This window comes from Acidovorax sp. BLS4 (genome assembly GCF_032929295.1).
GTDB lineage: Bacteria > Pseudomonadota > Gammaproteobacteria > Burkholderiales > Burkholderiaceae_C > Paracidovorax.
The window spans coordinates 392,295-409,927 of record NZ_CP136797.1; the positions used below are offsets into that span (position 1 = coordinate 392,295).

At 68.8% G+C, this 17,633-nt stretch carries 15 protein-coding genes; 8 read left to right on the top strand and 7 right to left on the bottom strand.

The features are described 5' to 3' along the window. Positions 1 to 28: 28 nt before the first annotated feature. Positions 29 to 232, bottom strand: a complete 204-nt coding sequence (locus tag R1Z03_RS01890) for a DUF3460 family protein (protein WP_272564986.1) — start codon at positions 230 to 232, stop codon at positions 29 to 31. 120 nt (positions 233 to 352) lie between these two features. On the opposite strand from R1Z03_RS01890, the gene R1Z03_RS01895 reads away from it, so the two are divergent. From R1Z03_RS01895 to R1Z03_RS01905, 3 genes are all read left to right on the top strand, one after another. Further along, complete coding sequence (locus R1Z03_RS01895) at positions 353 to 880, top strand: outer membrane protein assembly factor BamE (RefSeq protein ID WP_317356357.1); 528 nt, start codon at positions 353 to 355, stop codon at positions 878 to 880. Between the two features lie 92 nt (positions 881 to 972). Further along, positions 973 to 1,647 carry a YitT family protein gene (locus R1Z03_RS01900; protein ID WP_372588228.1) on the top strand — a complete coding sequence of 225 codons (675 nt, stop codon included), beginning with the start codon at positions 973 to 975 and terminating at the stop codon, positions 1,645 to 1,647. Between the two features lie 149 nt (positions 1,648 to 1,796). Next, positions 1,797 to 1,955: a hypothetical protein gene (locus R1Z03_RS01905; RefSeq protein WP_317356360.1), complete on the top strand. Its 159-nt coding sequence runs from the start codon at positions 1,797 to 1,799 to the stop codon at positions 1,953 to 1,955. 218 nt (positions 1,956 to 2,173) lie between these two features. On the opposite strand, the gene metG is transcribed toward R1Z03_RS01905, so the two are convergent. From metG to R1Z03_RS01925, 4 genes are all read right to left on the bottom strand, one after another. Beyond that, on the bottom strand, positions 2,174 to 4,243 hold the full coding sequence (gene metG, locus R1Z03_RS01910) for a methionine--tRNA ligase (RefSeq protein ID WP_317356363.1): 2,070 nt from the start codon (positions 4,241 to 4,243) through the stop codon (positions 2,174 to 2,176). 99 nt (positions 4,244 to 4,342) lie between these two features. Continuing rightward, positions 4,343 to 5,770: a hypothetical protein gene (locus R1Z03_RS01915; RefSeq protein ID WP_317356368.1), complete on the bottom strand. Its 1,428-nt coding sequence runs from the start codon at positions 5,768 to 5,770 to the stop codon at positions 4,343 to 4,345. Between the two features lie 46 nt (positions 5,771 to 5,816). Beyond that, complete coding sequence (locus R1Z03_RS01920; RefSeq protein ID WP_317356371.1) at positions 5,817 to 7,073, bottom strand: patatin-like phospholipase family protein; 1,257 nt, start codon at positions 7,071 to 7,073, stop codon at positions 5,817 to 5,819. A gap of 40 nt (positions 7,074 to 7,113) precedes the next feature. Continuing rightward, positions 7,114 to 7,695, bottom strand: coding sequence for a restriction endonuclease (locus R1Z03_RS01925; RefSeq protein ID WP_317360207.1), 582 nt, complete (start codon positions 7,693 to 7,695; stop codon positions 7,114 to 7,116). 134 nt (positions 7,696 to 7,829) lie between these two features. Between R1Z03_RS01925 and apbC the strand changes: the two genes are divergently transcribed. The 5 genes from apbC (at position 7,830) to fdhD (ending at position 15,911) form a co-directional block, all read left to right on the top strand. Then, the gene (apbC, locus tag R1Z03_RS01930; RefSeq protein WP_317356374.1) at positions 7,830 to 8,921 is read left to right on the top strand and encodes an iron-sulfur cluster carrier protein ApbC; all 1,092 of its coding nucleotides are present in this window, start codon (positions 7,830 to 7,832) and stop codon (positions 8,919 to 8,921) included. Between the two features lie 193 nt (positions 8,922 to 9,114). Continuing rightward, the gene (locus tag R1Z03_RS01935; RefSeq protein WP_272564975.1) at positions 9,115 to 10,755 is read left to right on the top strand and encodes an OFA family MFS transporter; all 1,641 of its coding nucleotides are present in this window, start codon (positions 9,115 to 9,117) and stop codon (positions 10,753 to 10,755) included. A gap of 12 nt (positions 10,756 to 10,767) precedes the next feature. Then, on the top strand, positions 10,768 to 12,294 hold the full coding sequence (locus R1Z03_RS01940; protein WP_317356379.1) for a methyl-accepting chemotaxis protein: 1,527 nt from the start codon (positions 10,768 to 10,770) through the stop codon (positions 12,292 to 12,294). A gap of 108 nt (positions 12,295 to 12,402) precedes the next feature. Further along, on the top strand, positions 12,403 to 14,748 hold the full coding sequence (locus R1Z03_RS01945) for an FdhF/YdeP family oxidoreductase (RefSeq protein WP_317356382.1): 2,346 nt from the start codon (positions 12,403 to 12,405) through the stop codon (positions 14,746 to 14,748). 266 nt (positions 14,749 to 15,014) lie between these two features. Then, entirely contained in the window at positions 15,015 to 15,911 is an 897-nt protein-coding gene (gene fdhD / locus R1Z03_RS01950) for a formate dehydrogenase accessory sulfurtransferase FdhD (protein WP_372588262.1), read from the top strand. 12 nt (positions 15,912 to 15,923) lie between these two features. On the opposite strand, the gene yjjJ is transcribed toward fdhD, so the two are convergent. Together yjjJ and R1Z03_RS01960 are read right to left on the bottom strand one after the other, a co-directional pair. Then, positions 15,924 to 17,012 (bottom strand): type II toxin-antitoxin system HipA family toxin YjjJ, encoded by a 1,089-nt coding sequence (gene yjjJ, locus R1Z03_RS01955; protein ID WP_317356388.1) that lies wholly within the window; start codon positions 17,010 to 17,012, stop codon positions 15,924 to 15,926. Between the two features lie 254 nt (positions 17,013 to 17,266). After that, entirely contained in the window at positions 17,267 to 17,632 is a 366-nt protein-coding gene (locus R1Z03_RS01960; RefSeq protein WP_317356392.1) for a hypothetical protein, read from the bottom strand. Between the last annotated feature and the right edge of the window lies 1 nt (position 17,633).

Sequence of the window (17,633 nt, forward strand, 5' to 3'; positions counted from 1 at the left end):
CGCTGGATGGCATTTTGATGCCTGAGATTCAGCCCTGGGTCTGGTAGACGTAGGGCTTTTGCGGCACGCTGGCTTCGTCGTACTCGCCCCAGAGGCTGCGGTCCACGCGCTTGTCCCACAGCAGCGCACGGCCGGCCTGCTGCTGCGCGTCCAGTTCGGGCTTCTCGGTCTTGAGCTGGTTGATGAACTGGGTGGTGTCGGACTGGTAGTCGGGGCGGCGGAAGAAGGACATGGCGGTGGTGCAGTCACTGTAGGGAGGCGGCGATTTTAGCGGGCGCCGCCCTTGGCCGGGGCGCCGCCGCCTCGGCGCGCTACAGTGCGGACCCCGACACTGCCCCGGAAAGGACCCCCGATGAACACCCCCCGATGGAGCGCCCCGGCGGCCCGGGCGCTGCGCGCCACCGGCCTGGCCTGCGCGCTCGGCGTCCTGGCGGCCCTGCTCGCCGGCTGCGATCCGCAACGCATCAGCGAACTGGAGGAGGGCAGTTCCACCGAGGCCGACGTGCGCTCGCGCTTCGGCGAGCCCGAGCGCGTGTGGGACGAGCCCGGCGGTGCCCGCACCCTCGAATACAACCGCCAGCCGGCCGGCCACCAGAACTACATGATCACCATCGGCCCCGACGGCCGCATGAGCGCGCTGCGCCAGGTGCTGGCGCCGCACAACTTCGAGCAGATCGTGCCCGGCATGGCCATGGACGACGTGCGCCGGCGCCTGGGCAAGCCCATGAAGGCCATGACCTACGAGCGCAAGGGCGAAACCGCCTGGGACTGGCGCTGGAACGACGGCGGTAACCAGCCCATGATCTTCACCGTGTACTTCGACGGCCAGGGCCGGGTGCTGCGCAGCGGCAGCGCGCTGGAGATCCGCGAGGGGCGATAGCCCGGCGCCGGCACCACCGCCAGCGCGGGCTGGCGCGTTGTTTGCATGGCCTGCCGGTGTTGGAGTAGCCTGTGACAACCATCCGCCCCGCCATGCCCGAAGCCCCCTTGCCACCCCCTGCGCCCCCGGCCGAGGCCGCGCCGCCGCCTTCCGCGCCGCTGTACCCCATGGGGTCGCTGCGCCACGGGCATTACGAAGACGTGCAGGCGCTCTTCGCCGGCACGCTGTTCGTGGCCATGGCGCTCATGCTGTTCGGCCAGGCGGGGCTGCTCATCGGCAGCACGGCGGGCATCGCCTTCTTGCTGCACTACGTGACCGACATCTCGTTCGGCAAGCTGTTCTTTGCCATCAACCTGCCGTTCTACTGGTTCGCCTGGACGCGCATGGGGCGGGAGTTCACCGTCAAGACGTTCCTGTCGGTGGCGCTGCTGTCGGTGCTGACGGAGCTGTTTCCCCACGTCATGCACGTGGACTACCTGAACCCGCTGTTCGCCGCCGTGCTGGGCGGGCTGCTGCTGGGCACGGGCTGCCTGTTCCTCGCGCGCCACAAATCCAGCCTGGGCGGCGCCACCATCGTCTCGCTGTACCTGCAGCAGCGCTACGGGGTGCGCGCGGGCAAGGTGCAGATGGCGATCGACTGCACCGTGGTGCTGCTGGCGCTGGTGATCGTGCCGATCGAGCGCGTGGCGTACTCGGTGCTGGCGGTGGTGGTGATGAGCGGGTTTTTATGGATCAGCCACCGGCCGGGGCGGTACGTGGGGCATTGAGCCGGTCGGATCGCACCAATTTGTCCAGCATGCCGCCATTCGTGGCGTGTGGGTGGTGAACGCTGACATCTCAAACGTTTGTCGATGACTGGTATTTATTTTCCAATCCAATTTAGAAAATAAACGATATCGAAGAGATCATCAGGTTGATGAAGGTGATCATCATCAGGCGTGACCCTGGAATGCCTTCTTTCCACATTTTCACCAGCATTGAAAAAAGCGATTTTCCAGTCCTGAATTTTCCAAAATGGGGCGCGCATGCCACGAGAAAAATCAAACCCGATATAGAAAAGTACAGCAATTTATAAATCGTCATGGCTGTCTTTGGGATGGTTTGATTTCAGCAACTCAGAGGCGCATTTTCAGGTGAGCATGCGCAAAAGCGCCGGCATGCCGGCGCTTTTATTGCCTGTCGCGCTCTGTTTTTGATAGCAAATTGAAGCAGTCTTCGCCACCCGCTTCGCCAGCCCATGCATGGGTTGCAGGTGGTTTCGGCCCGCCTGACTTTCGTATTGCCTGGGCCCGCTCAGCGAACGCGCATACCCGGTGTGGCGCCAGGCCAGGGTTCCAGCACGTGGATGCCGGGGTGGGCCTTCTCATCGCCATGGCTGGCGGCCAGCACCATCCCCTCGCTGATGCCGAACTTCATCTTGCGCGGGGCGAGGTTGGCCACCATCACGGTGAGCTTGCCGATCAGGTCGGCGGGCTGGTATGCGCTGGCGATGCCGCTGAACACATTCCGGTGGCGGCCTTCGCCCACGTCGAGCGTCAGGCGCAGCAGCTTGGTCGAGCCTTCGACCGGCTCGCAGTTCACGATCTGCGCGATGCGCAGGTCGATCTTGGCGAAGTCGTCGATGGTGATGGCGGGCGCGATCTCCTCGCCGCCGGGCACGGTCTTTTCGGGCTCAGGCGCCGCGGGCGGCTCGAACAGGGCGTCGAGCTGCTTCACGTCCACGCGCTGCATCAGATGCTGGTAGGTGCCGATGGTGTGGCCGGCGCCCAGCAGCGTCTGCGCATCGGCAAAGGCGAGCGGCGCGACGTTCAGGAAGGCTTCGACCTGCGCGGCCAGGGCGGGCAGCACGGGCTTGAGGTAGATGGCGAGCACGCGGAAGGCCTCGATGCAGGTTGTGCACACGTCCTGCAGGCGCGCGTCCATGCCATCCTGCTTGGCCAGTTCCCAGGGCTTGTTGGCGTCCACGTACTCGTTCACGCGGTCGGCCAGCAGCATCACCTCGCGCAGGGCGCGGGCGGTGTCGCGCTTTTCGAGGGCCTCGGCGATGGTGCCGCCCTGGCCCGCCAGCGTGGCGAGCAGGGCCTGGCCGTCGCCGCTCATGGCGCCCAGCTGGCCGCCGAAACGCTTGGCGATGAAGCCGGCCGCGCGCGAGGCGATGTTGACGAACTTGCCGATCAGGTCGCTGTTGACCCGGGCCATGAAATCTTCGGGGTTGAAGTCGATGTCCTCGTTGCGGCCATTGAGCTTGGCGGCGATGTAGTAGCGCAGCCATTCGGGGTTCATCGACAGGCCCAGGTACTTGAGCGGGTCCAGGCCCGTGCCGCGGCTCTTGCTCATCTTCTCGCCGTTGTTCACGGTGAGAAAGCCGTGCACGCAGATCTTGTCGGGCGTCTTGCGGCCGCTGAACTTCAGCATGGCGGGCCAGAACAGGGTGTGGAAGGTGACGATGTCCTTGCCGATGAAGTGGTACTGCTCAAGCAGCGGGTCGGCCATGTAGGCCTCGTAGTCTTCGCCGCGCTTTTCCAGCAGGTTCTTGAGCGAGGCGAGGTAGCCCACGGGTGCATCGAGCCACACGTAGAAGTACTTGCCCGGCGCATCGGGGATCTCGATGCCGAAGTAGGGCGCGTCGCGGCTGATGTCCCAGTCGCCCAGGCCCTCGCTGGTGCTGCCGTCCGGGTTGGTGCGCACGGTGAACCATTCCTTGACCTTGTTGGCCACCTCGGGCTGCACGTGCACGCCGTTCTGCGTCCATTCCTGCAAAAAATCGACGCAGCGTGGGTCGGAGAGCTTGAAGAAGAAATGCTCCGAGCTCTTCAGCACCGGCTTGGCGCCCGACAGCGCCGAGAAGGGCTGGATGAGGTCGGTGGGTGCATAGACGGCGCCGCAGTTCTCGCAGTTGTCGCCGTACTGGTCCTTGGCGTGGCACCGGGGGCATTCGCCCTTGATGAAGCGGTCGGGCAGGAACATGTTCTTCTCGGGGTCGAAGAACTGCTCGATGGTGCGCGTCTCGATGAGGCCGTTGGCCTTGAGGTCGCGGTAGATCTGCTGGGCGAGCGCGTGGTTCTCGGGCGCGTCGGTGTTGTGCCAGTTGTCGAACGCGATGTGAAAACCGTCCAGGTAGGGCTTGCGGCCGGCGGCGATGTCGGCCACGAACTGCTGGGGCGTCTTGCCGGCCTTCTCGGCCGCGATCATGATCGGCGCGCCGTGGGCATCGTCCGCGCCCACGAAGTTCACCTGGGCGCCCTGCATTCTTTGATACCGCACCCAGATGTCGGCCTGGATGTATTCCATGATGTGGCCGATGTGGAAGTTGCCGTTGGCATACGGCAGGGCGGTGGTGACGAAGATCTTGCGTGCGGTCATCGGGTGCGGGCGTTCGGGGTGGGCCGCGAAAAACGCGGACAAGCCGCGGATTTTAGGCGCTCGCCCCGGCCCGCGCGGCCGGGGCTGCCCGCAGGGGCCTCATGGCCGCTCGCGCGGCGTCACCCGGGGCTCCAGCGGCTGCGGCCGGTACCCGGGCAGGAACCGGCACTCGCCGCCGAACGTCGCCTGCACGCCCGGGCATTGCGCGGCGATGCCTGCCGGCGTGGGGGCCGGGCCGCCGCGCACCCACTGGCCGAGCGCCGCCAGCAGCGTGGGATAGGCGGCATCGGTCAGGTAGCTGTGGGATTTGTCGGCCGTGAAGGTCTGCACCAGGTGGCCGGCCGTGCCGGCGCGCTCCATCGTGCGGCGAAAGCTGTCCTCCATCTCGACGAAGGCGGTGGGATCGTCCACGCCGTGCACGGTCAGCACCGGCACCGGGATGCGCCCGTCGGGGTCGGTGTCGCGCGCGAAGGTGGCCACGGCCTGCGGATCGGCGCGGTAGCGCTGCACGCTGCGGTTGAGCGCGGCATCGTCGCTCGAGCCGGTGTACACCGCGCCCCGGTTGCCGAAGGGGTTGGCGCCGCCGGTGCGCCGCTGCACGATGTCCTGGAAGTGCCAGGTGGCCCAGTTCAGGTGGCCGTGGATGGCGCTTTCGCGGATGCGCACGGTCTGCACGATGGTCTGCACGCGCGACTGCTGCGCGGCCGTGCGCTGCGCCGCGGGCCGTTCCAGGCCCAGGCAGCCGTCCACGCGGCGTTTCAGGTCGGCGGGTTTCAGCGTGGCATCGGGCAGCAGGCCCATCCACAGCGGGTACTGGGGTTCGGCGGGCAGCGGGTGGTTGGCGCACAGCACCTGGTAGATCACCCGCAGGTCGAGCCGGAAGTCGTACGCCCGGCTGCCGCCGGCCAGCACGCCGCTGGTGAGCAGCACGCCGTCGTAGGGGCGTTTGCCGTGGCCATCGTCGGTGAAGAGCGATGCGCCTACGGCGGCCACACTGGCGCCCCACGACTGGCCGTGCAGCAGCGTCATGCGCGGCGCGGCCACGTGCTGCACGAAGATGCGCCGCAGCCGCTCGGTGTCTTCGGCCGCGGCGTGTACCGCCACGCCGCCCTGGCGGTAGGTGGAGCCGGCCCAGGCGTAGCCGGCGCGCGGCACTATGGCCCAGCGCTCCAGGTCTTCCACCGTGCGCGACAGGCGTGGCGCGCCGAGCGTGGGGCCGCCGTGGGCGTGCAACACCAGCGTGCCGTTCCAGTCCGCGGGGATGGCGATCAGGTAGTGGGCGCCGGCCGAGTCCTGCCCGCTCAGGCAGCGCGTAGCGGCGGGCAGGCCTGTGGGGCATGGAGTGGGGGCGGGTGGGGCTTCGGCCGTGGCCGGCGGCGCCGCGGCGGGGGCGACAGCCGCCGCCTTCGGGCCGGCCGGTGGATGCGTGCAGCCGGCGGTCAGCGCGGCGATCGCGGCCGCCGCCAGGCCGGTGCGGGCCGTGCGGGCGATGGCCGATGGGAAGTGGGGGCGGGGCGCGAAGGGCATCGGTTGGCTCCGACAGGAGGGGTGACTCCGGGCCGGGTGTGCGGGCTCAAACGGCAGGCGCCCGCACCGCGTTGCCCGCGTCGGCCCAGCCGAAGAAGCGGCAGATCTCGCTGCGGCGCGCCAGGGCGTCCGCGCGGCCGAGGGCCATGAGTTCGCGCGTGTAGCCGGCCTCGAACAGCAGGTAGCTGGCCAGCGCGGCGCCGCGCACGTCCTGCATGTTGGAGGTCACGCCCAGGCCTCCCAGCAGCGTGCGGATGGGGCGGGGCAGCTCGCCCACGTAGCGGGCGGCCACCGCATCCAGGCGCTGCGAAGGCGCGATCACCAGCAGTTCCAGCGGGCGCAAGGGGCTGTGCGCGCGCACTTCGGGCGGGATGAGGGACAGCGTCTGGTTGATGCGCTGGGCGCGCTCCACATCCACCGACAGGGCGTCCAGGAAGATGTTGGACAGCGTGTGCCCGGCGATCTGCGCGAGTGACGGGTAGGCCGGCGCATCGCTGTGCAGCGCCTCGCCCGCCGGTTCGTGCATGCGGCCCGCGCCCACCACCAGGATGCGTTCGGCGCCCAGATGGATGGCCGGCGCGATCGGGGCGGACTGACGCATCGATCCGTCACCGAAGTATTCGGTGTGGCCGTCGATGCCCAGCGCCGTGGCGGGAAAGACGAACGGAATGGCCGACGACGCCAGCAGGTGGTCGTGCGTGATGCGGTCGCGCGTGGCCTTGCGCTGCGAGCGCACCCAGGGCTGCTGCGCCTGCGTGGCCTCGAAGAAGGTCACGTGCTCGCCCGAGCTGTAACTGGAGGCGGTGATGGCCAGCGCCTGCAGGTGCCCCTGGCGGATCAGCCGGGGCAGCCGCACCAGCGGCACCAGTTGCGTGAGTAGGCCGGTGAGCGGCGAGTTGTCCAGCAGCGAGCGCGGCCGCATGCGCCGCCAGCGCGCCAGCAGCCAGCCCAGCGACATCAGGGTGAGCCAGCCCGCGCCGCTGCGCATCACGCTCAGCGAGTCGGCCCGGTACACCTGTTGCGCGTGGAAATTGCGCCACACGCGGGCGATGCGGCGCACGGCCCGGTCGAACTGGTCCGCCCCGCAGGCGAGGGCGGCCGCGTTGATGGCGCCGGCCGAGGTGCCGGTGATGATCGGAAACGGGTTGGGTTCGCGCCCCGCGCCGCACGCCATGCGCAGGTCGGAGATCGCCTCCAGCACGCCCACCTGGTAGGCCGCGCGGGCCCCGCCGCCGGTCAGCACCAGGCCGATGGGGCGGGGCGAGACGGGTTTGGCGGCGGGGGCTGCGGCGGAAGGGGGCATGGCGGGCCTCGGCGGATCGGTGGTCGTACCCGGCGTCGGATCACCGGGCGGTTGCGGTGCGGGGCGCCTTCAGCAGCAGGGCGGCCAGGGCCTCCCCCTCCATCAGCGTGATGCCGTGCTCGCGGGCATAGCCGCGGGCGTTATCGCTCACTGTGCCCTGCATCGCGATGTAGGTGCTGGCCGGCACGTCCTGCGCCCGGGCGGCCGCCTGCAGGTCGCGCAGCGGCTCGATGCCATGGGTGGCGGCCTTCCAGCGGCGTGCGCTCACCAGGGCCGTCTGGCCCGCTTTCTCCAGGCGGAAATCGGCCTGCAGGCCGGTGAGGCGGCGCACCGCGTAGCCCTCGGCCTGCCAGGCGCGCTCCAGCGCGTCCGCAAAGGTGCGCCAGGGCATCTCCGCCGCCTGCCCCAGCACGGCCTGCACCCGCGCGCTGCTGGGCGCGCGCCATTGGCGCCAGGCGGCCAGGCAGCCCACGCCGAAGATCGGCAGGGCGCCCACCGCGGCGTACGGGGCGATGTGCGAGGGCAGCAGGGCGCCGCACACCAGCGCGATCAGACCGGCCACCGACCAACTGATCCACCAGGGCGAACGCAGCAGGATCGCGAACAGGGAGTTGGGGGCCATCTTGAATTTCACGGGAATCCTTGTACTGAACGGGTGGGCAGGCGTGGGCGAGCGCGGCAACGGTGCATTGTCCTCGGCCCTGCGGGGTTGGGAGATCAGGGAATAGACTACCGGCCCCTCAAGGAGTTATTGGCATGGCAGTCACAGAACAGGCGCTGTTGGCGGCGCTCGCGAGCGTAAGCGATCCGCACACCGGCAAGGATTTCGTCAGTGCGCGGGCGGTGCGCAACGTGCGCATCGCCGGTGGCGACGTGGCGTTCGACGTCGAGCTGGGCTACCCGGCCAAGAGCCTGGTGCCCGAACTGGAACGCCAGTTGACCGCCGCGGCCCAGGCCGTCGCTGGCGTGGAGCAGGTGGCGGTGCGCATCACCAGCCAAGTCGTCGCGCATGCGGTGCAGCGCGGCGTGCAGTTGCTGCCGCAGGTCAAGAACATCATCGCCGTGGCCTCCGGCAAGGGCGGCGTGGGCAAGAGCACCACCGCCGCCAACCTGGCCCTGGCGCTCGCGGCCGAGGGCGCCAGCGTCGGCGTGCTGGATGCCGACATCTACGGCCCCAGCCAGCCCATGATGCTCGGCATCGAGGGCAAGCCCGAAAGCGCCGACGGCAAGACCATGGAGCCGATGCGCAATCACGGCGTGCAGGTGATGTCGATCGGGTTCCTGATCGATGCCGACCAGGCCATGATCTGGCGTGGCCCCATGGCCACCCAGGCGCTGGAGCAGCTGCTGCGGCAAACCCACTGGAAGGACCTGGACTACCTCATCGTGGACATGCCGCCCGGCACCGGCGACATCCAGCTCACGCTGAGCCAGCGCGTGCCCATTACCGGCGCGGTGATCGTCACCACGCCGCAGGACATCGCATTGCTGGATGCCAAGAAGGGTATCAAGATGTTCGAGAAGGTGGGCGTGCCCATCCTCGGGATCGTCGAGAACATGGCGGTGCACGTGTGCAGCCAGTGCGGCCACGCCGAGCACATCTTCGGCGAGGGCGGCGGCCAGCGCATGGCGGCGGAATACGGCATGGCCTACCTGGGCGCGCTGCCGCTGGACATGCAGATCCGCCTGCAGGCCGACACCGGCACCCCCACCGTGGTGGCCGACCCCGATGGCGAGGTGGCCCGCATCTACAAGAAGATGGCGCGCGACGTGGCGGTCAAGGTGGCGCAGCAGGCCAAGGACTTCTCGTCGAAATTCCCCACCATCTCCATCAGCAAGACCACCTGAGGCGGCCGCGGCCGGACGACCGGCGGCTTCGCCTGCACTGCTGTCCTTTCTGCTTCCTGACAGCGCGGAAAAACATGTCGCGTTGTGTGCAATGTGTCTTGACGTAGCTCAAGCAATGCGCTGACACTGGATCGAGAACCCGTGCCAGGGTGGCGCGCGGACGTCGAAAAAGAGCACAGCAGAGAGGAGTGGCATGTCATCCACACAACCCGGTTTTCTGGACAAGGAACGCATCATTGCCGGTCCCGGCTTCAACCGGTGGCTCGTTCCTCCGGCGGCCTTGGCGATCCACCTTTGCATCGGCATGGCTTACGGGTTCTCCGTGTTCTGGCTGCCGCTGTCCAAGGCCCTCTCCACGGCCGGCACCGGCGCTGCCTGCCCCAAGGACATGAGCTTCTTCGCGGAGCTGTTCGCCTCCGGCTGCGACTGGCGCGTGGCCACGCTGGGCTGGATGTACACCCTGTTTTTCGTGTTCCTGGGCTGCTCTGCCGCCATCTGGGGCGGCTGGCTGGAGCGCGCCGGTCCGCGCAAGGCGGGTGTCGTGTCCGCGGTGTGCTGGTGCGGCGGCATGCTGCTGTCGGCGCTGGGCATCCACCTGCACCAGTTCTGGCTGATGATCCTCGGCTCGGGCGTCATCGGCGGGATCGGCCTGGGGCTGGGCTACATCTCGCCGGTGTCCACGCTCATCAAATGGTTTCCCGACCGGCGGGGCATGGCGACCGGCATGGCCATCATGGGCTTCGGCGGCGGCGCGATGATCGGCTCGCCCCTCGCGGTGGACCTGATGAAGCGGTTTTCCACTCCCACCGACGTGGGCGTGATGCAGACCTTCGTGGTCATGGCGCTCCTGTACTTCGTCTTCATGATGGCCGGCGCCCTGGGCTACCGCGTGCCCGCCACGGGCTGGAAGCCGGCCGGCTGGACCCCGCCGCCGCCCAGCGCCAACACCATGATCACGCAGCGCCACGTGCACGTGAAGCGCGTCTGGGGCATTCCGCAGTTCTGGCTGGTCTGGGTGGTACTGTGCATGAACGTGAGCGCGGGCATCGGCGTGATCGGCATGGCCTCGCCGATGCTGCAGGAGGTGTTCGGCGGCGCGCTCATCGGCGTGCCGCAGAAGTTCGGCGAACTCGACAAGGCGCAGCTGGCGGCCATCGCCGCCGTGGCCGGCGGCTTCACCGCGCTGCTGTCGCTGTTCAACATCGGCGGCCGGTTCTTCTGGGCCAGCCTGTCGGACAAGCTGGGCCGCAAGATGACCTACGTGGTGTTCTTCGTGCTGGGCGGCCTGCTGTACGCCAGCATCCCCAGCTCGGCCGGGGCCGGCAGCAAGCTGCTGTTCGTGGGCGCGTTCTGCATCATCCTGTCGATGTACGGCGGCGGTTTCGCCACGGTGCCGGCGTACCTGGCCGATCTGTTCGGCACGCAGTTCGTGGGCGCCATCCACGGCCGCCTGCTCACCGCCTGGGCCACCGCGGGCATTCTGGGCCCGGTGGTTGTCAACTACATGCGCGAATACCAGCTGGGCCTGGGCCTGCCGCGCGAGCAGGTCTACAACCAGACCATGTACATCCTGGTGGGCATGCTGGTCATCGGCCTGATCGCCAACCTGCTGGTGCGCCCGCTGGCCGACAAGTGGTTCATGACCGATGAAGAGCTGGCGCACGAGAAAAAGCTCGCGCACGAGAAATCGCTGGCGGCCGAAGTGGGCTCGGGCACCGGGGCCGGCAGCTCCACCAGCCCGGCACTGGTGGCGTTCGCCTGGGCTGCGGTGGGCATTCCCCTGGCCTGGGGCATCTACAAGACCCTGGTGAGCGCGGCCAAGTTCTTCCAGTAAGGGCCGGGCACCATGGTGCTGCCAGGCTCCCTTCACCGGCGGATCAACGCCGCCGCGGCACGGTTCGCCGCCGAGCACGCGGGCCGCTTCACGCTCGAGCCACCGCAGGGTGGCGCCGCTCAGGCGCCGCTGCTGCGTTGCGCCGGGCGCCTGCTGAACGGCGACTTCTCGGTGGCCGACCGCTTCACCGCGCAGACCGGCGTGCGCGCCACCGTGTTCGCCCGGCAGGGCAACGACTTCGTCCGCGTCGCCACCTCGGTGCGCAAGCAGGACGGCGAGCGCGCGGTGGGCACGTTGCTCGACCGCTCCCACCCGGCCTATGCCAACCTGCTGGCGGGGCGCGGCTATGCCGGCTACGCCACGGTGTTCGGCCGGCAGAACATGACCCGTTACGATCCGGTGCGCGATGCGTCCGGCCACGTGGTGGGCGTGCTCTACGTGGGCCTGGATGTCAGCGAGATTCCCGCTTTGAACCTGGCGGGCCGGCTGGCCCTGCTGGTGCTGGCGGTGCAGTACGCGCTGTGGGCGCTGGCCTGGCTGGTGCTGGCGCCACTGCCTGCCAGTTGGGTAGCGGTGGTGGCGGGCCTGCCGCTGCTGGCAGCGGCGGCGATCTACGGCATGGTGCAGCGCGGCATTGCCCGGCCGGTGGCGCAGGGCCGCGCAGCGGCGCAGCGCATCGCCGCCGGCGACCTCACCACCCAGATGCATGTGGCCCGGCGCGACGAGGTGGGGCAGATGCTGCAGGCCATCAACGGCATCGGCGTGGGGCTGGCCGGACTGGTGGGCAACGTGCGGCGGGGCGCGGACGGGCTGCGCCTGTCCACCAGCGAGATCGCGGCCGGCAACGGCGATCTGGCCACGCGCACCGAGCAGCAGGCCGGCGAAGTCAACAGCGCCGCCTCGGCGCTGGAGCAGCTCACGGCCACGGTGGGGCAGAACGCCGAGCACGCCCGGCGCGTCAACGGGCTCATGGGCGCGGTGTCGCAGGCGGCCGGGCAAAGCGGCGCTGCGGTGGAGCGGGTGGTCGCCACCATGGGCGACATCCGCGAGGGCGCACACCGCATCCGCGACATCATCGGCATCATCGACGGCATCGCCTTCCAGACCAACATCCTGGCGCTGAACGCTGCGGTCGAGGCCGCCCGTGCGGGCGAGCAGGGCCGGGGCTTTGCGGTGGTGGCGGGCGAGGTGCGGGCGCTGGCCCAGCGCTCGGGCGACGCCGCGCGGGAGATCCGCGGCCTCATCGCCGCATCGGTCGAGCGGGTAGACGCGGGGGGCGGCCTGGTGGACGATGCGCGCCAGTCCATGCAGGGCATTGCCCACTCGATCGCCGAGGTCACGCACCTGATCGAAGGCATTGCTGCAGCGAGCGGCCAGCAAAGCAGCGGCATCGACGGCATCCACCAGAGCGTCGCCCGGATCGAGCAGATGACCCAGCAGAATGCGGCGCTGGTGGAGGAGGCCGCGGCCGCCGCCCTGCGCATGCGCGAGCAGGCCGCGGCCCTGGCCGACGCTGCGGCCACCTTCAAAACGCCCTAGCATGGTGGCCGCTGCGGAACGCCGCGCGCGCGGCGGTGTCCAACCCGGTCGCTCCCTCGGGAGTCCACCCCTTTCGCCGTTCGTTTCGCCGATGAGCAGGAGACCACGATGACCGACAAGAAAATCGAGTTCTACAAAGGCCCGGCCGGCGGCTGGGGCGCGCTGCGCTCCGTCGGCCGCGCGCTGCAGTACCAGGACATTCCCCTCAAGGGGGCCAAGACCCTGTTGTCGGCCAACCAGCCCGACGGGTTCGACTGCCCCGGCTGCGCCTGGCCCGACCGCAACCATGCCTCCACCTTCGAGTTCTGCGAGAACGGCGCCAAGGCCGTGGCGGCCGAGGCCACCGCCCGCCGCGCGGGGCCGGAGCTTTTCGCCCGGCATTCGGTGGCCGCCCTGGCCGAGCAGAGCGACTTCTGGCTGGAAGACCAGGGCCGGCTCACCCACCCCATGGTGTACGACGCGGCCAGCGACCACTACGTGCCCATTGCCTGGGACGATGCCTTCGCGCTCATCGCCCGGCACCTGAACGCGCTGCCCAGCCCGAACGAGGCCATCTTCTACACCTCGGGCCGCGCCAGCAACGAGGCCGCCTTCCTGTACCAGCTGTTCGTGCGCGAATACGGCACCAACAATTTTCCCGACTGCTCCAACATGTGCCACGAGCCCAGCGGCAGCGCCATGCGCCCACAGATCGGCGTGGGCAAGGGCACGGTCACGCTGCAGGACTTCGAGGAGGCAGACGCCATCTTCATCTTCGGGCAGAACCCCGGCACCAACCACCCGCGCATGCTGGGCGAGCTGCGCGCGGCCCACAAGCGCGGCGCGCAGATCGTGAGCTTCAACCCGCTGCGCGAACGCGGCCTGGAGCGCTTTCAGGACCCGCAGAGCAAGATGGAAATGGCCACGCTGGGCTCGACACCCATCAGCACGCATTACTTCCAGCTGCGCGTGGGGGGCGATCTGGCCCTGGTCAAGGGGATGATGAAGCACCTGATCGAGATCGAGGACCGCGACGGCGGCGTGCTCGACCATGCCTTCATCGCCGAGCACACCACCGGCATCGACGGCCTGCTGGCCGACCTGCGCGCCGAATCGTGGCCTTTGCTCGAAGAGGAGTCCGGCCTGCCCGAGTCGCAGATCCGCGCCGCGGCCGAGGTGTACCGCAATGCCCGGAGCGTGATCGCCTGCTGGGGCATGGGCATCACCCAGCACATGCACTCGGTGGCCACCATCCAGATGATCGTCAACTGGCTGCTGCTGCGCGGCAACATCGGCCGGCCCGGCGCGGGCCCGTGCCCCGTGCGCGGCCACAGCAACGTGCAGGGCGACCGCACCATGGGCATCTGGGAAAAGCCCCCGGCCGCGCTGCTGGACAAGCTGCAGGAGGTGTTCGGCTTCGAGCCCCCGCGCGAGCCCGGCGTCGATACCGTGGAAGCCATCCAGGCCATGCTGGACGGCAAGGGGCGCGTGTTCTTCGCCCTGGGTGGCAACTTCGCCGCCGCCACGCCCGATACCTATGAGACCTGGAAGGCGCTGCGCCGCTGCGACCTGACGGTGCACGTGACCACCAAGCTCAACCGCAGCCACATCGTGCACGGGCGCGAGGCGCTCATCCTGCCGTGCCTGGGCCGCACCGAGATCGACATGCAGGCTGGCGGCTCGCAGGGCGTGACGGTGGAGGACTCGATGAGCATGGTGCACCTGTCCATGGGCATCAACCCGCCGGCCTCGGACCAGCTGCTGTCCGAGCCCGCCATCGTCGCGCGGCTGGCCGCGGCCACGATCGGCGGGCGCAGCCACACCCCGTGGCTGTGGCTCATCGAAGACTATGCCCGCATCCGCGACAAAATCGAAGCCGTGTTCGCCGACTTCAAGGACTTCAACCAGCGCGTGGCCGTGCCCGGGGGCTTTCGGCTGCGCAACACCGCCAGCGAGCGCGTCTGGGCCACGGCCGGCCGCAAGGCCAGCTTCGTCGCCCACCCCGTGCCGGTGGACACGCCCTCGCACCAGGCCCGCGCGCTGCGGCGCGACACCGTCGTGTTCACGCTGCTCACCACGCGCTCGCACGACCAGTACAACACCACCATCTACGGCCACGACGACCGCTACCGCGGCGTGTTCGGCCAGCGGCGCGTAGTGTTCATCCACGAGGAGGACATTCGGTCCCTCGGCCTGAAGGACGGCGACTGGGTGGACATCCAGACCGTGTGGAGCGACGGCCAGGAGCGCCGCGCCGACCGCTTCAAGCTCGTGGCCTACGACATTCCCCGCGGCAACCTCGCTGCCTATTACCCCGAGACCAATCCGCTCGTGCCCCTTTCGTCGGTGGCGCTGAACGCGGGCACACCGACCTCCAAGTCGATCCCCGTGGTGCTGGTGCCGCATGCGGCCGGGGCGGCAGATGCTGCAGACACGGCCGCCGCCGCGGAACCCGCGGCCGTGGCGGCCATTTGACGCCGCCCGTGCCGGTGGGCCATGACAGCGGGCTCTCACCGGCGCTGCTGTCGGCACTGGCCGAACTGGACGATCCGCAGGGCGTCTCCATGCCGCGCCTGGCCAAGCACCTGGGGTTGCCCGGCAGCGCCGTGCTGCGCGGCCTGCACCTGCTGAGCGGCGCGGCCGTGGGCGGCCAGCCGGGCCCCGGCTGGGTGCGCGTGGCGCAGGACGACAGCCGCTGGCTGGCCTGGCTGACCGATGCCGGGCGGCAGCAGCTGGCGGGCATGGGAGGGGCGCAAGAATCTGCCGGCCCCGAGGGCCTGGACGACGAAGGCCGCCCCCTGCCCACGCCGCTGGCCACCCGCAGCGTGCAGCGCCATCCCTGCCCGCCGGGTGCTGTGGCTGCCATGTGGGAGGACGACGCGGTGGCCGCCGAAGTACCGGTGGCCCTGGTGTTCAACGGCCTCTCGCACGCCGTGATGATGGCCACGCCCGCCGACCTGCATGCCTTCGCCCTCGGCTTCGCCCTGAGCGAGGGGATCATCGACCAGCCGGGCGACTGCCACGGCATCGAGGTGCATGGGCTGCAGGCGCCCGCCGGGGTCCCGGCCGGTACGGCCACCGCGTGCGAGGTGCGGGTGGACATCACGGCACGCTGCTTCGCGCGCCTGAAAGACAAGCGCCGCTCGCTCGCGGGCCGCACGGGTTGCGGCGTGTGCGGCATCGACAGCCTGCAGGCGCTGGATCTGGTGCCCGAACGCGTCACCGAACGCGCCTGGGCCGGTGCGCTGCCTGCCGACGCGATATTGCGCGCCGTGGCCGCCATGCCCGCCCGGCAGTCGCTCAATGCCGCGGCCGGCGCCGTCCATGCCGCCGGCTGGGCCACGCCAGGCGGCGAGCTGACCGACCTGCTCGAAGACGTGGGCCGCCACAACGCCCTCGACAAGCTCATCGGCCAGTTGGCCGCGCAGGGTCGGCTGGGGGAGGACGGCTTCGTCGTCATGTCCAGCCGCGCCAGCTACGAACTGGTGCGCAAGTGCGCCCGGCTCGACATTCCCCTGCTGGCCGCCGTGTCGGCCCCCACCTCGCTGGCCATCGACCTGGCGCAGCAGGCCGGCATCACGCTGTGGGGGCTGTGCCGCCCGCCGCGGGCGGTGCGGTACGGGGGCGCGGACGGATAGGACGAAAGAGGGTCATGGAGCCAGTCGACCGATCCGCTCGGCCGCCAGGGCGACATGCGATTGCAGGGCGGCAAGGCAAGGCCCGAATCCACCGCTGAGGCCTTCGGCCTTCTCCAGGCGCTGCACGAAGTCCTGGGCCAGAGGCAGGGCGTGGAGCCATGCCCGGGCAGGGACTTGATGACCCACGTTCAGCTCCAGCGTGCGCTGCGGAAGATCCCCGCCGGCCGTCGGTGCGAAGGCCATGGGCGTCATGTCGTAAGCGGGTGCCAGCTGGTAGGGGCGGCCCTGTTCCGACATGAACGAAAGATTTCTACTGTGCATGTCGGTATTGCCGATCAGGGTGCCGAAAGCCCAGAGCAGGCAGGCCCCCTCCAACGCTTCGGGCACGATGATCCGCGCGCGTGCCAATGCCTGCGCGATGTCTGGCCATCGGCCACCGTGGCCCATGAACTCGGCGTCGAGTGCCGCGAGAGAGTGCAGCGCGCGGCGACCCAGGGCCCCCACCCGGTCGAAACGCTGCACTTCGAGAAACCGCTGCGTGCCATGGTCGATGACACGGGTGAGCGATGCGGGGATGCCCGCGTCTCCCAGCACCTGCAGCGCGATGTGTTCCGCCAGCAGGAGGTCGCGCCAACGTTCGCTCACCAAGCTCGGCAGCGAGGCGGAGAACTTGACGATGGTGTGCACGGCCGGCCCCGTTTCCGGTTGCACATAGGCAGTGAATTTCGGTTGTTCACCCGCTGCGGACGACCCCTGCAATTCGCCGCGCGTTGCCGCTGCCGCAAGCTCCACGTAGGCCTGGGGTCTCCTGGCCGCTGGGATGGGCAACGGAGCTGGCGCATTGACGAACTGCTCGCGTGCCGCCGCACCCAAAAGAAGGTTGCCCGGCAGGTCGTCTCCCTGAAGCAGCAGGGCGCGCAGCGCATGGGTGTCTCCCCAGTCGTTCAGCCGTTCCGGTAACCCGAGACGCCCCCCGTGGCGCTGGTTGAAGGCACGCCCCAGATAACCCTGAGGGCGCATGTCGAAGATCCACCAGGGCAAGCCGTCGCTGTGAACGCGCTGACCATCGGCCTGCACCATCACGAAGCCTTCCGCAGCCACCGGAATCAGCGTGCCCAGTTCTTGGACCTTGCCCTCGGCAGAGACGCGGTAGGGCGCGCGACACCGTGGGTTGGCTGGTTCCCAAGAATTCCATGAGGGAATTCGCTGTCTTGGGCCCTTGGCGAAGCATCGTCTGGATTTTTGCGGAGTGATCCCCGGCTGCGGATGGCATGCTTCTCAGACTATCTGATTTGAATGATTTTATGAATAGATAAATGAGAATTTCAGATGCTGCAAGCGGGCATGCATCTGCTTCAACGCGGTACCACGAGTTTCACGCGATCTGTGTCGGTTCCCACAGTGACCGTGAGGCAATCGTTTGACCATTCCGGATCAAGATAAGCACCGTCCGAAAAGTCCGATCGACCGAACGCCTTGCCGTCTCTGTCCGTTAATTCGACATACCCCGCGCCGCCGCTGTATTTGTAGACACCCAGTCGATAGTTTCCATTGCCGCAGATATCGGTATGCACCAGCCTCGCCTTGTCGAAGGTTTCAGTCAACAGAAAAAGGGCTGCGACCATGGTGGCTGACAGGACACCGAAGAGGATGCCAAGACGGCGGCGCCAGCGTCGAGCCTTCTGACTGCGAGGTCCGTTGATGGGAGATAGGTCTTTCATC